Below are 12871 nucleotides of genomic sequence, written 5' to 3'. Positions count from 1 at the left end.
CAAGAACCCGGCCCAGGTCCAAAGCCGCGTCGACGCCTACCAGCGCTTCACCCAGATCCTCGGAGTCACCCCCGGCGGCAACCTCTACTGCTGACCGGCCGCCACGTCCCACGAGTGAGGAATCCCGTGCGCAATCCCCTGTCCCCCACCAGGAACGGACCGCAGTCGCCACCCCGCCCCGGGCGGGTCCGGCGGCGGCTGTGGTCCGCGCTCGCCGCCACGACCGGCGCGCTCGCGCTGGTCGTGGCGCTCCCCGGCAGCGCCGGCGCGGATGTGCTGCAACTGCTCCCGCAGAACGCCGACGGCCTGGAGCAGACCTTCTCCCCGGCCTACGACTACGACGGTGACGGCTGCTACGCCACCGCGGCCATCGGCGCCGACGGCACCATCAACCCCGGCCTGAAGCTGGGCGGCGACGTCAACGGGCACTGCCACGACTACGCCCAGTTGGCCAACGCCAACACGTACTCGCGCGAGAAGTGCAACAACGGCTGGTGCGCCGTCGTGTACGCCAGCTACTTCGAGAAGGACCAGGCGACACTGGGGCCCGCGGCCATCGGGCACACCCACGACTGGGAGCACGCCGTGGTGTGGATCAACAACAACGAGATCCAGTACGTGTCGGTGTCACAGCACAGCGGCTACCAGGTGGCGGCCCGCTCGGCGGTCCGTTTCGACGGCACCCATCCGAAGATCGCCTACCACAAGGACGGCGCCTCGACCCACTGCTTCCGGTTCGCGGGCGCCAATGACGATCCGCCGGAGAACGCCACCGGCGGCTGGTTCTTCCCGCGCCTCGTCGGCTGGAACGGCTACCCGTCCGGCTTCCGCGACAAGCTCATGAGCGCGGACTTCGGTGACGCGACGATCAAGATCAAGGACGGTGACTTCGAGTACGCCCTGGCGCACTCGATGCCCGCCGGCCTCCCCTTCGACCCCAACGCCTGACGAGCGGCGGCGAAGGCCCGCCACGCCTGACGAAGGGTGCCGAAGGCCCGCCCCACCGTCCGGGCGGGCCTTCGGCGGATCCGGGCGGGATCAGCCGGCCGGCCGGAGGTCGGTGATCTTGCGGGTCCGGAGATCGGACCGTACGTCGATCTTCGTGACCTGGGCGCCGGGACCGTCGCTCCAGGTCAGGGTGACCCGGTTCGTCGCGTGGCCGCCGCCCGAGCCGGTGGGGGCGACCTTCCACTTCACCGGCACGTTCTGGGCGAACAGGATGCCGTCGGCGTGCTCCTTCGCCTCGTACGCCTCGACCTTCCTGCGGGCGTCGGCGGTCAGATAGAAGGCGCGCAGCGCCTTGGCGTCGGCGCCCGCCGCGGGGTCCTCGCCGTCCCAGACGGAGTCGATGTACGCACCGTAGAAGTCGGCCACCCGCTGGGTGGCGCTGCGCGGGTCGCCCTGGACGGCCGGCGCGGACGCGGCCCGGCCGCCGGTGGGGGCGGTACCGGTACCGGTGCCGGCCAGGGCCGGGGCGACGGCGGCGAGGGAGAGCGCCGCGGTGACGGCGGCGGCTGTGGGCAGGGTCCTGCGGATTCGGACGGACATGTCTTCGTTCCCCCGGTTCGGTTGCGGCCGGTGCGGTCCCGGCCGTCGACGGATCGTAAGACCCCGTTCCACCCCCGAAGGTTCCGATACCTCCCGGAAAACTCCATGTGATCCGAAATGAGGAATAAATTGCGCCGAACTCCGGCCGCCGGTTGTCCTTTCCGGTCGGATCAGGTCATCGGTGGGCTCCGTCCTCGACCAGCCGGGTGAGGTTCGCCAGGGACATCCGGGTGCCCAGTTCGTTGTCCTCGCGGGGGATGGCGTCCGGCAGGCCCTCGTGGGCCATCAGCACGTCCGTGGCCCCGTCCGCCTCGGTGAGCGTGGTCGTCATCGTCATCGTGCCGCGCAGGGCCTCGTCGTCCGTCTCGAACTCGATCTCCTCGACGACCAGTTCGTCCGGCACGAGACGGGTGAAGCGGCCGTGGTAGGTGTCCGTGTGCCCGCCGGACTTTCCCGTCCCGCCCGGACCGGCGTAGGTGAGCGACACCCGGAACGCGCCGCCCTCCCTGGCGTCGAAGGTGTGCACGACGGCGGTCATGCCGTCCGGCGCGCGCCAGACGGCGACCGCGGCCGGGTCGAGGAGCGCGCGGTAGACGGCGGCGCGGGGCGCCCTGACGCGCCCGGAGACTCGTGTGGCGTACATGCCGTCAAGGTACTGCTCCGCGCTGACAGGCCGGGCCGGGCCGCGGTGCCGGGGTCCGCCGCCGGGGCCCGGGTGTCAGACGAGGTGGGCGAAGACCACCAGGTTCTCGGTGTAGTCCGCGGCCCCGCGGTCGTAGTCCCCGGCGCAGGTGATCAGGCGTGCCTCCGCGCGCGTCGCGTCCGCGTAGACACGGCGGTCGGGGAAGTCGTTCTTCTCGAACTTCTCGGAGCTGTCGACCACGAAGTCAGCGTCCTTCCCGTCCTCCCGCCGCACGGTGAACCGGTCCCCGGCGCTCAGCTCGTCCAGGCCGGCGAAGACGGCGGCGGAGGTCTTGGTGTCGACGTGCCCGGCGATGATCGCGGTGCCGGTCTCCCCGGGGGTGACGCCCTTGACGTACCAGCCGACGAGGTTCACGTCGTCGGCCGGCGGCGGCTGAAGTTGCCCCGAGTCGCTCAGCGACAGTTCGGTGAACGGGGCGTCGACGCCGATCTTCGGGATGAGCAGGCGCGTCGGCCGGGACCGGGGCAGTTGTCCGGCTACCGGACGGGTGTGGGACGCGGCGCCTCCGGCATGCGCCGGACCGGCGGCGCTGTCGTTCGTCTTTCCGCCGATCAGGCCGGCGGCGACGAGGACGATCGCGACCCCCCACATCATCATGCGTTCACCGGAGAGCGGTTCCCGCTGGGCGGGGGTCGGGGACGACTCAGGAGCTGCCATCGGACACCACCTCACTCGCGCACGGCAGCGCAGCGGTCACGGCGGGCGGGCGGCCGGCCGCCGGCGCGGAGCGCCCGGCGGCCGCGGCCCGAGGATCGCCGTCGCGGATCAGGACGCCGACCCGCCGGCGTGCTTGCGGCGCAGCGCGTAGACGCCGGTGCCGAGGAAGGCCACGACGGCCAGGCCGCCGGCGGTGACGCCCGGGTCGGCGAGCCCGCCGCCGCCGGTGTGCATGCCGCCGCTCGGCCGCTCGTCGTTCCACGAGTCCTTGTTGCGTTCGCTGTCGGAGCCCTTCTCCTTGTTCGAGCTCTTGTCGGAGTTGTTGTTCCGGTAGGTCTCGGGGTCGAACCTGCTGGTGTCACCGCTGTCCGAGCCCCAGTCGCTGCTCGTGATCGCGGACAGCGCACCGCCACCGGTGTGCACCCCACCGTGGGGCCGCTCGCTCTCACCGTCGTCACCGCGCCCCTTCACCTGGGCGAGCGCACCGCCACCCGTGTGCACCCCACCCCGCGGACGGTCACGCCCGCCCTCGTCACCATGGCCATGGCCCTTCGCCAGGGCGAGCGCACCACCGCCCGTGTGCACCCCACCCCGCGGACGGTCACGCCCGCCCTCGTCACCATGGCCATGGCCCTTCGCCAGGGCGAGCGCACCACCACCGGTGTGCACCCCACCCCGCGGACGGTCACGCCCGCCCTCGTCACCACGCCCGTTCAGCCCGGTGAGCGCGCCGCCACCCGTGTGCACTCCGCCACGCGGTTCGTCGCGCCTGCTGTCGTCACCTTGTCCCTTGTTGTACGAAGAATCGTCACGGCTTCCTTGGTCGCTTCCCGAGGCATGGGCGCCGGGGGCAGCGAACGCGAGGGCGGCCGAGGCGGCCGCCGTGGCCAGGATCATGCGGGCAGAACGCATCTGGGAGTCCTTCCGCCGTGGCGCGGGCAGCCGACACCGCATCAGCTGAGATCACCCGGCTCCGACATGAACCACCGTCAGTCACACCCTCCGGCCGCACCATCCGGGCCGCCCAGCCGGGTTACCGTCGCACCCCACCCGGACCACTGTGTCCCGTTCCGGGGCACAGTGCGGGTATGACCTCACACGGCAGGAACCCCCCGCGCCGGCGGCGGGTGCCGGTCAGTCCGCCAGGCCCGCCGCGACGGTCGCGCCCAGCTCCCAGCACGCCTCGATGTCGGCCTTCGCCGGCTCGCCCGTCACGGTCACGGCCTCGGCCGCGTTGCGCCAGCCGAGTCCGGTGGTGATCGACTCCATCCCGCGTACCGCACCGGTGACGTCGTTCCCGCCGTGGACGTAGTAGCCGAAGGGCCGACCGCGGGTCTCGTCCAGGCAGGGGTAGTAGATCTGGTCGAAGAAGTGCTTGAGGGCGCCGGACAGGTAGCCGAGGTTCGCCGGGGTGCCGAGCAGGTATCCGTCCGCGGCCAGCACATCGCTCACGGTCGCGGACAGCGCGGCCCGCCGTACCACCCGTACCCCCTCGATCCCGGGAGCCGTGGCACCGGCCACGACGGCCTCGAACATCGCCTGGCAGTTGGGCGACGGGGTGTGATGCACAATCAGCAAGGTAGCCACACTCCGCACCCTGCCGTGGCGGCGCGGCCCCGCGCAAACGGCGCTCCAGCGGCCCCCGGCGCGACGCCCTCGGCGCCCGGCCCGCGGCAGGGCCGGCCGCCGTCGGGCCGGTCGGGCGGGGTACGGCAGGCCCACCGGCTAGGCATAAGATCGGCTTATGGCGTCATAGATCGGACCCGCGTACTAACTTAGGTCTGCCTTAGCTTAGGCTTCCCGTTCGAGTCGCCTGTCATCGCTCGAAGGGAACCTGATCATGCCGCGCCCCCTGCGGGTAGCCATAGTCGGAGCCGGTCCGGCCGGGATCTACGCCGCCGACGCCCTGCTCAAATCCGAGGCGGCGGCCGAACCCGGCGTCTCCGTCGACCTCTTCGAGCGGATGCCCGCCCCCTTCGGTCTGATCCGCTACGGCGTCGCCCCCGACCACCCCCGCATCAAGGGCATCGTCACGGCCCTGCACCAGGTGCTCGACAAGCCGCAGGTCCGGTTGTTCGGCAACGTCGACTACCCGGCCGACATCAGCCTCGACGACCTGCGCGCCTTCTACGACGCCGTGATCTTCTCCACCGGCGCGATGGCCGACCGCGAGCTGCGCGTCCCGGGCATCGACCTGGACGGCTCCTACGGCGCCGCCGACTTCGTCTCCTGGTACGACGGCCATCCGGACGTGCCGCGCACCTGGCCGCTGGAGGCCGAGAAGGTGGCCGTGCTCGGCGTCGGCAACGTCGCGCTCGACGTGGCCCGCATCCTGGCGAAGACGGCGGACGAGCTGCTGCCGACCGAGATCCCGCCGAACGTGTACGCCGGCCTGAAGGCCAACAAGGCCCTGGAGATCCACGTCTTCGGCCGCCGCGGACCGGCCCAGGCCAAGTTCAGCCCGATGGAGCTGCGTGAGCTGGACCACTCCCCCAACGTCGAGGTCATCGTCGACCCCGAGGACATCGACTACGACGAGGGGTCGATCGAGACCCGGCGCGGCAACAAGCAGGCCGACATGGTCGCCAAGACGCTGGAGAACTGGGCCATCCGCGACGCCGGTGACCGGCCGCACAAGCTGTTCCTGCACCTCTTCGAGTCACCGGCCGAGATCCTCGGCGCGGACGGCAAGGTCACCGGCCTGCGCACCGAGCGCACGGCCCTGGACGGCACCGGCAACGTCAAGGGCACCGGGACCTTCAAGGACTGGGACGTCACCGCGGTCTACCGGGCCGTCGGCTACCTGTCCGAGAAGCTGCCCAAGCTGCCGTGGGACATCGAGTCCGGCACGGTCCCGGACGAGGGCGGCCGGGTCATCGAGGAGAGCGGCGCGCACCTGCAGTCGACGTACGTCACCGGCTGGATCCGGCGCGGCCCGGTCGGTCTGATCGGCCACACCAAGGGGGACGCGAACGAGACGGTGTCCAACCTCCTGGACGACCATGCGAACGGTCGCCTGCACACACCGGACGCGCCCGCGCGGGAGGCCGTCGACGCCTTCCTCACCGAGCGGAACGTCCGTTTCACCACCTGGGACGGCTGGTACGGGCTCGACGCCGCGGAGAAGGCCCTGGGCGAGCCCCAGGGCCGGGAACGCGTCAAGATCGTCGAGCGCGAGGACATGCTGCGGGAGAGCGGGGCCTAGCACCCGGCACCGGCTGAAAGGGGCCGACGGTATACGCCGTCGGCCCCTTTCTGCCGTCAGCCGTCAGCCGTCAGCCGTCCTGGCCGGCCCGGACCGCGAAGGGCCCGTCGGCGGCGAAGGCATGTGCCGCGAAGCGTTCGGCCATCCGGCGGTGGGTGGCGGCGTCCGGGTGCAGTCCGTCGGGCAGCGGCAGTTCGGCGCTGTCGGACTCGCCGTACAGGTCGAGGCCGTCGAGGTGGTACAGGTTCGGGTCGTCGGCCGCCCGCTGGGCCACGATCCGGGCCAGCTCGTCGCGGATGACGGTCAGGGTCAGCTTGCCGGAGGCGCGCTCCGCCGGATCGCCCGCGGCCCGGAAACTCAGCCGGCCCTCGCTGAGGGCGCCGTAGTCCGGGAGGCTGGGGCCGGGCGTGTCCTCGTGCATGGGGCAGAGGATGGGCGAGACGACCAGCAGCGGCGTGGTGGGGTGGCCCTCCCGGACGGTGTCGAGGAAGCCGTGCACGGCGGGACCGAAGGCCCGCAGCCGCATCAGGTCGGTGTTGACGAGGTTGATGCCCAGTTTGAGGCTGATCAGGTCGGCCGGGGTGTCCCGCAGGGCACGGGCGGTGAAGGGGTCGAGCAGCGCGCTGCCGCCCAGGCCCAGGTTGATCAGCTCCACGCCGCCGTGCGCGGCGGCCAGCGCGGGCCAGGTGGTGGTGGGGCTCGCGGCGTCGGAGCCGTGGCTGATCGAACTGCCGTGGTGCAGCCAGATCCGGCGACCGCGGTCCGCTGCGGGCTCGACGGGGGCGTCGGTGCGCAGGGCCACGAGTTCGGTGGTCTCGTTGTGCGGCAGCCAGATCTCTATGTCCTTGGCGCCCTCGGGCAGCCCGGTGAACACGGCGGTGCCGACCGGGCCTGCCTGGAACTCCGTGGCACCGGTGGCCAGGTCGATGGTGAGCGTGTCGCCGCCGGACACGGTGGCCCGCCCCGCCGGACGGCCGTCGACGAGCAGGTCGTAGACCCCGTCGGGCCGGGGCGGGGCACCGGTGTAGACGCGCTTGGTGGGCACCGTGTCCAGGGCGATCGCGGTGGCCCGGGTGCGGAACACCACCCGTACGCCTGAGGGTTGGGCCTCCACCATGGCGAGCTGGGGGTCGGCGCACTGGGCGCGGGCTCGGGCGGGCAGCCGGTGGGGCAGCAGCCCGCGTTCGGTGCGCTCCAGGTCGAGGGCGCCGCGCAGCAGCTGAGCGGTCAGGGGAGTGGTGATCCAGTCGTTGTCGGTGGTGCTCATGTTCCAGCCTGTCGATCGAGGTCGTCGTCGGGTGCGTGGGGCCCGCCCGGAGCCGGCGTCGCTGCCGGGTCCGTGCGGGCGGGTCAAGGTGCGGGCCAGCTCCGCAGCAGCGCGTCGAGGGCGTCCAGGACGCGCCTCCAGGTCACCTCGGTGTCAGGGGCGCTGTGGCTGAATCCGCCGCCGAGTTCCAGACTCACGTAGCCGTGGAAGACGCTGCCCAGCAGCCGGACGGCGTGGGTCTGGTCCGGTTCGGTCAGGTCGTAGCCGCGCAGCAGGGCGCGGGTCATCCGGGCGTGCCGGACGCCCGCGCTGGCGGCGGCCGTCTCCGGGTCGAGCCTGAGCTGGGCCGCGGCGTAGCGCCCGGGGTGCGCGCGGGCGTAGTCGCGGTAGACGTCCGCGAGGGCGGTCAGGGCGTCCTTGCCCGCCCGGCCGGCCAGCGCGTCGGCGGCCCGGTCGGCGAGTTCCTCCAGGGCGAGCAGGGCGATGCGGGTCCTGAGGTCCTGGGAACTCTTCACATGCGAGTACAGGCTCGCGACCTTGACGTCGAAGTGCCGGGCGAGCGCCGAGACGGTCACCTGGTCGAAACCGACCTCGTCGGCCAGTTCCGCTCCCGCCCGGGTCAGTCGCTCCGGGGTCAGTCCCGCACGTGCCATAACCATCCTCCCATTCTCCGAGACAGATTATGCATTTGCCTAAAGCCTTTAGGCAAATTAGCGTGGTCTTCATGAAGCCGCTGACCGAGCAAGAGATCCGTTCCGCGTTCGTGAACTGCACCAAAGGCGAGGCGAAGCGCCTGTCCGTCCCCCGTGATCTGACCGACCGGCCCTGGGACGACCTGGACTTCCTCGGCTGGCGCGACCCGCAGGCACCCGACCGCGCCTACCTCGTCACGCTGTCGGACGGCGGGCCCAGGGCCCTCGCGCTGCGCGCCTCCCACGCCACGTCCGGGCACCTGCGGCGGAGCATGTGCTCGATGTGCCTGACGACCCACACCGGCGGCGTGTCCCTGATGGTGGCGGCACGCGCGGGCCGACGCGGGCAGCAGGGCGACTCCGTGGGCGCCTACATCTGCAGCGATCTCGCCTGCTCGCTGTACGTACGCGGCAAGAAGGACGCGGGCACCGGCGGGCGGCTCCAGGAGTCGCTCACCCTGGAGGAGAAGATCCGGCGGACGGTGACGAACCTGGACGCGTTCATCGCGAAGGTGACGGCGTGAACGGAGCGCGCCCCAAAGCGGATGGCGGGCGGGCCGCTGGCGGGCCCCGTTCGGCGGCCCATTCTCGTGCGCGGACGGTTCACCGGCACGGGTGAACCGAGGCCGGGTGCGGCGCACCGCGCACACCCCGGGTGCGACGGGCGCCACCGGTGGGCGGGACGACGGGACGCCCCGCCCGCGCAGCGGCTCGCGGAGAACCCCCGTTCCGCCTGTCCAGGGCGCCGCGGCCGGGTCAGGGCACAGCGGACCCGCGGTGCTCGGGAGGGCCGTCGCCCGCCCGTGCCGGGGCCGTCGCGCAGGGCCGTCGCCCGCCGGCCGGCTGTGCGGACCCGGCGGACGGACCGCGATCCGAAACGGTGATACTGGGTGGCGCACGCCGACTCCTCCATAGATGGGCCCATGTCGAACTCCGCCAGTGACCGCTCCACGATCCCCGGCACGGTGTGGCAGGCCCGCGGCCGCCACGTCGGCGCCTTTCCGCAGGACGTCGTCCGGCGCACGCTGCGCCGGCACCGGGACGGCGAAGTCCTCGACGACTTCGCCGAACCCCCCGCGCCCGAGGGTGCGGCCGAGCGGGTCTTCGAGGCGCGTTGGCGGGTCGACGGCGACGTGCCGGTGCGGGCCCGCCTGACGTTCGTCCCCCCGGACGGCCGGACGGACGGGCGGGAGTGGCGGCTGGTGGCGGAGGCGGAACGGCCGTGGGAGGACCACTGGCCCTCCCCCGCCACGATGTTCTGGCCCGACGCGGACGACGTCGCCTGGGACCACCACCACGCCGTCGCCGGACTGCGGCTGCGTGCCGTCAACCCCGTCCCCACGGACGACAAGGCCGTGCGCCGCGTCCTGCGGGACGCCGTACGCGGGTCCTGGTCCGTCCAGTTGGTCGTGCACGAGGCCATGACACCGGACGAGCAGGGCAGAAAGCCGCTGGCCCGGCTGCTGCCCCCGGGGCTGCGCCACCGTGTGCTGGAGCACCGGGCCGCGCCCCACCAACTGCGCGCCGTCAACTGGGCGTTGCGTGACCTCGGTGTGGAACTGCCGCGCGGTGGGGCGGTGATCCTGCCCCCGCAGCCCGCCCCGGACGGCTACGACGGCGGCGAGTACGCGGCGCGCAGCGTCTTCCTCGACGGCACGGAACCCGCCGACCTCGTCGACGTGCTGCGACGCTTCACCGCCCTGCCGAAACCGCCGCCGGAGGGCGCCGCGGAGGCGCTGGCCGACCTGCGCGAGAACTGGACCCTGATCACTGTGGAGGAGGAACTGGCCCGCGCACGCGAGCTGGTGGCGATGTACGCCGAGGCGCTGGAGGCGATGACCAGGTCCCGCGACCTGTACCGGGAGGCCGCCGAGAAGGCCCACGAGGCGCTGGCCGCCTACCGCGAGGCGCCCGCACCACCGGCCGAGCGGCCCGAGCCGCCCGAGCCCACGGCGGCGTCCCCGCTGCATCAGTTCACGCGCACGTTCGCGCGGCTGAAGGTCGGCGCCAAGGGACTGCGTGCCCCCGGCGGGACGGGCGCCGGACGGGACGGGGACGAGCCCGGAGCGGGGGACCCGCCGTCCTGACCGGTCGTCCGGGTGCCCTGTCCACCGCCTGACCGGGAGGGGAACGAAGTACGGAAGGCCGGGTAAGGACTGAAGGAGGGCCGGAGAAGGCCGCGGCAGGGCCGCGACAGGGACGGCAGACCGACGGGAGTTGCGATGGACACGACCACGACAGTGATCCTGGTCGCCGCGGTGCTCGCGGCCACCGTGCTCGTCCTGGCCCTGGTGCTGCTGGTCCGGCTGGTCCGCGCCCGACAGGCGCTCCGACGGGCCGGGCTGCCCACGGGACCGCGGTGGATCTTCTGGGGTGCCGTCCTCTACCTGGTCCTGCCGACCGACCTGCTGCCCGACCCGGTGTACCTGGACGACATCGGCGTGCTGCTGCTCGCCCTGCGCAGTCTGCGCACCGGGGCGACACCGCAGACCGGCGGCACACGGTCCTGAAATCCTGCCCGCAGCCGTGGACGCCTGCCGCACCATGGGCTGATGCGTCCCCACTACACCGGCATCCCCCGGCCCCCGCGCACGGACGCCCCACGGCTGCGCACACCACCCGAGGCCGCCGTGGTCGTCGACGTGATGCGCGCCTTCACCGTCGCCGCCTGGGCCTTCCGGCGGGGCGCCGAGAAGATCGTCTTCGCCGCGACCCGGGCCGAGGCGCTGGCGCTGAAACGCCGCCGCCCGGATTGGCTCGCCGTCCAGGACGGTGCGCCGATGCCGGGGTTCGACCTCGTCAACTCACCCGCGCTGCTCCGGGACCTCGACCTCGGGGGCCGCACCCTCGTGCAGCGGACCACCTCCGGAACGGCCGGGGCACTCGCGATGGCCGATGCCCGGCTCCTGCTGTGCGCGAGTTTCGTGGTGGCGGAGGCGACCGCGGACGTGCTGCGCCGGGCGCGGCCGGCGACGGTCACCTTCGTGGTCACCGGGGACGACGGCCTGGCAGCGGAGGACCTGGCGTGCGCGCAGTACATCGCGGCGCGGGCCGCCTGCGGGGTCACGCCTGCCGGGCCGTACCTCGACCGGGCCCGGCGCTCCGCCGGTGCCGAGCGGCTCGCCGACGCGGTACGGCGCGGCCTGCCCGGCGTACACACCGACGACGCGGAGCTGTGCCTTGCGGCAGACGCCTTCCCCTTCGCCATGGCCGCCGCCCGCGAGGACGGTCACCTGGTACTGCGGCCCACCCGGAACCCGCTCCCCCGCTGACCACCGCTCAGCCGGTCGGCCGGTCGGCCGGTCGGCCGGTCAGCCGGTCAGCCGGTCAGCCGGTCAGCCGGTCAGCCGGTCAGCCGGTCAGCCGGTCAGCCGGTCAGCCGGTCAGCCGGACCGTAGCGTCTGCGAGGGCAGCTCACCGAAGCGGGCCCGGTACTTCTCGGCGAACCGCCCCAGATGCCCGAAGCCCCACCGGTAGGCCACCTCGCTCACGGTCGTCCCGTCCGGGTCGGCGGCGCTCAGTTCGGCGCGGACCTTCTCCATGCGGACGTCCCGCAGATAGGCCATGGGCGAGCTGCCGATCTGCCGTCGGAACACCTCCTGGAGCCAGCGCACGCTCACACCGGCCAGGTCGGCGAGTTCCGTGGTCGTGTACGGGTGTTCCGGGCGGGCCTGAACGGCGTCCACGACGCGTTTGACCGGGCGGGCGTGGCCCTGCGGGGCGGGCCGGTCGAGAACGTCCCGGTAAGGGTGGTCGGCGGCCAGCAGCAGGCCCGTCAGCAGGGCGTCCCGCATCGGGGCCGCCAGCAGCGGGCGACGCAGCATCCCGTGCTCGTCGCCCATCTCCTCGACGACCAGCGCGACGAGCCGACTCCAGGTGCGGCCGGGCCCGGAGGTCAGGTCCATGGTGGGCGCGAGCCGCAGCGTGGGACGGACGGTGTCGCCGGTGAGGGCCTCAAGATGGCGGACGAGGACGGCGGGCTCGACCTTCACCGCGTACAGCCGGCACTCACGGCTCCAGCGTTCCAGGGTGGTCCTGCCGTCCGGCTGGAACACCCCGGCCCGCTCGGGGGTGGCCAGCGACGGGTCGTGGGCACCCTGCCGCCACAGCAGGTGACCGGCGAGGGGCAGATCCACGTGGTAGGCGCCCAGTTCCTCGAAGCGCATGCGCACATCGGCACCGCAGCGTAGTTCGCCCACGGTGAGCGGCCCGAGCCGGGCCATGTCGAACTCCGCGTCCAGGGACTGCTCCGGGTCGAGCAGGTCGATGAAGGTCGAGTAGAACATGGCCCCGATCGCGGTGCGTGCCTCGTCGAGGTCCGCCGTCCGCACGGCGAGGTGCGCACCTGCCGGGTCCGCGGGTTCCGGGAACTCAGCGATCTCCGGCACGGGACGCCCCTCCTCTGTTTGGTCTGGACCTGTCGAACTGTCAAGGGTAGGCGTCCTCCCGCGCCGCCCACCGGGGGACCCACGACCGACACCGGCCGCCGCACGCCGCCTGACCAGGGCTCCACGGCGCGTTGACCGCGCGGTGGTCCGCGGGTCACCCGGGTGGCGGACACGGCCCGTGCGGAACCGAGGACGCGCGGGAACAGGGAGCGGACCGGCACCGGGCAGAGCCGACGACGCCCGAAAGCGGAAGAGTCAGGCACTCCGGCGGAGCCGACGACGCCCGGAAACAGGGAGCGGACAGACACCTCGGCGGAGCCGGCGACGACCGCGAACAGAACGGAGGGCCCTCGGGCACGGCACGGCCGTGGGGGCAGGGCCGAGCGGGGCCGACCACCGGGAGCCGGATCC

The 12871-nt window shown here is 72.8% G+C and carries 14 protein-coding genes and 1 pseudogene; 7 read left to right on the top strand and 8 right to left on the bottom strand.

Going from position 1 to position 12871, the window contains the following annotated elements:
• Positions 1-94 (top strand): annotated as a pseudogene (locus ACFC09_RS16750) (chitinase); the annotation flags it as partial.
• A gap of 104 nt (positions 95-198) precedes the next feature.
• On the top strand, positions 199-948 hold the full coding sequence (locus tag ACFC09_RS16745; RefSeq protein WP_376528439.1) for an NPP1 family protein: 750 nt from the start codon (positions 199-201) through the stop codon (positions 946-948).
• A gap of 90 nt (positions 949-1038) precedes the next feature.
• Here the strand turns inward: ACFC09_RS16745 and ACFC09_RS16740 are convergent, their stop codons facing one another.
• The 5 genes from ACFC09_RS16740 to ACFC09_RS16720 form a co-directional block, all read right to left on the bottom strand.
• Positions 1039-1548: a hypothetical protein gene (locus ACFC09_RS16740; RefSeq protein ID WP_376528420.1), complete on the bottom strand. Its 510-nt coding sequence runs from the start codon at positions 1546-1548 to the stop codon at positions 1039-1041.
• Between the two features lie 175 nt (positions 1549-1723).
• Entirely contained in the window at positions 1724-2191 is a 468-nt protein-coding gene (locus ACFC09_RS16735; RefSeq protein WP_376528417.1) for an SRPBCC domain-containing protein, read from the bottom strand.
• Between the two features lie 75 nt (positions 2192-2266).
• On the bottom strand, positions 2267-2908 hold the full coding sequence (locus ACFC09_RS16730; protein WP_376528415.1) for a class F sortase: 642 nt from the start codon (positions 2906-2908) through the stop codon (positions 2267-2269).
• A 108-nt stretch (positions 2909-3016) separates the two neighbouring features.
• A complete protein-coding gene (locus tag ACFC09_RS16725; RefSeq protein ID WP_376528413.1) occupies positions 3017-3820 on the bottom strand; it encodes a hypothetical protein in 804 nt (267 codons plus the stop codon).
• 222 nt (positions 3821-4042) lie between these two features.
• Positions 4043-4495 carry a flavodoxin family protein gene (locus ACFC09_RS16720; RefSeq protein ID WP_376528410.1) on the bottom strand — a complete coding sequence of 151 codons (453 nt, stop codon included), beginning with the start codon at positions 4493-4495 and terminating at the stop codon, positions 4043-4045.
• 253 nt (positions 4496-4748) lie between these two features.
• On the opposite strand from ACFC09_RS16720, the gene ACFC09_RS16715 reads away from it, so the two are divergent.
• Positions 4749-6113, top strand: coding sequence for an FAD-dependent oxidoreductase (locus tag ACFC09_RS16715; protein ID WP_376528408.1), 1365 nt, complete (start codon positions 4749-4751; stop codon positions 6111-6113).
• A gap of 70 nt (positions 6114-6183) precedes the next feature.
• On the opposite strand, the gene ACFC09_RS16710 is transcribed toward ACFC09_RS16715, so the two are convergent.
• Entirely contained in the window at positions 6184-7380 is a 1197-nt protein-coding gene (locus ACFC09_RS16710) for a GDSL-type esterase/lipase family protein (RefSeq protein WP_376528406.1), read from the bottom strand.
• 83 nt (positions 7381-7463) lie between these two features.
• Entirely contained in the window at positions 7464-8033 is a 570-nt protein-coding gene (locus ACFC09_RS16705) for a TetR/AcrR family transcriptional regulator (protein WP_376528403.1), read from the bottom strand.
• Between the two features lie 71 nt (positions 8034-8104).
• Between ACFC09_RS16705 and ACFC09_RS16700 the strand changes: the two genes are divergently transcribed.
• The 4 genes from ACFC09_RS16700 (at position 8105) to ACFC09_RS16685 (ending at position 11344) form a co-directional block, all read left to right on the top strand.
• Positions 8105-8596, top strand: coding sequence for an FBP domain-containing protein (locus ACFC09_RS16700; protein WP_376528400.1), 492 nt, complete (start codon positions 8105-8107; stop codon positions 8594-8596).
• 399 nt (positions 8597-8995) lie between these two features.
• Positions 8996-10159 carry a hypothetical protein gene (locus ACFC09_RS16695; RefSeq protein WP_376528398.1) on the top strand — a complete coding sequence of 388 codons (1164 nt, stop codon included), beginning with the start codon at positions 8996-8998 and terminating at the stop codon, positions 10157-10159.
• A gap of 135 nt (positions 10160-10294) precedes the next feature.
• Entirely contained in the window at positions 10295-10582 is a 288-nt protein-coding gene (locus tag ACFC09_RS16690) for a YkvA family protein (protein WP_376528395.1), read from the top strand.
• 42 nt (positions 10583-10624) lie between these two features.
• A complete protein-coding gene (locus ACFC09_RS16685) occupies positions 10625-11344 on the top strand; it encodes a 2-phosphosulfolactate phosphatase (RefSeq protein ID WP_376528392.1) in 720 nt (239 codons plus the stop codon).
• 111 nt (positions 11345-11455) lie between these two features.
• On the opposite strand, the gene ACFC09_RS16680 is transcribed toward ACFC09_RS16685, so the two are convergent.
• Entirely contained in the window at positions 11456-12460 is a 1005-nt protein-coding gene (locus tag ACFC09_RS16680; protein WP_376528390.1) for an AraC family transcriptional regulator, read from the bottom strand.
• Positions 12461-12871: the final 411 nt, after the last annotated feature.

Source organism: Streptomyces sp. NPDC056161 (assembly GCF_042268025.1).
Taxonomy (GTDB): Bacteria; Actinomycetota; Actinomycetes; order Streptomycetales; family Streptomycetaceae; genus Streptomyces.
Note: the sequence above shows the minus strand (reverse complement) of the source record. Positions and strands in the feature narration are given on the sequence as shown.

Coding starts and splice junctions, on each gene's coding strand:
- ACFC09_RS16735 (WP_376528417.1), bottom strand. CDS start 2,191: ATGTACGCCACACGAGTCTCCGGGCGCGTCAGGGCGCCCCGCGCCGCC.
- ACFC09_RS16705 (WP_376528403.1), bottom strand. CDS start 8,033: ATGGCACGTGCGGGACTGACCCCGGAGCGACTGACCCGGGCGGGAGCG.
- ACFC09_RS16730 (WP_376528415.1), bottom strand. CDS start 2,908: ATGGCAGCTCCTGAGTCGTCCCCGACCCCCGCCCAGCGGGAACCGCTC.
- ACFC09_RS16700 (WP_376528400.1), top strand. CDS start 8,105: ATGAAGCCGCTGACCGAGCAAGAGATCCGTTCCGCGTTCGTGAACTGC.
- ACFC09_RS16710 (WP_376528406.1), bottom strand. CDS start 7,380: ATGAGCACCACCGACAACGACTGGATCACCACTCCCCTGACCGCTCAG.
- ACFC09_RS16740 (WP_376528420.1), bottom strand. CDS start 1,548: ATGTCCGTCCGAATCCGCAGGACCCTGCCCACAGCCGCCGCCGTCACC.
- ACFC09_RS16715 (WP_376528408.1), top strand. CDS start 4,749: ATGCCGCGCCCCCTGCGGGTAGCCATAGTCGGAGCCGGTCCGGCCGGG.
- ACFC09_RS16725 (WP_376528413.1), bottom strand. CDS start 3,820: ATGCGTTCTGCCCGCATGATCCTGGCCACGGCGGCCGCCTCGGCCGCC.
- ACFC09_RS16695 (WP_376528398.1), top strand. CDS start 8,996: ATGTCGAACTCCGCCAGTGACCGCTCCACGATCCCCGGCACGGTGTGG.
- ACFC09_RS16685 (WP_376528392.1), top strand. CDS start 10,625: ATGCGTCCCCACTACACCGGCATCCCCCGGCCCCCGCGCACGGACGCC.
- ACFC09_RS16690 (WP_376528395.1), top strand. CDS start 10,295: ATGGACACGACCACGACAGTGATCCTGGTCGCCGCGGTGCTCGCGGCC.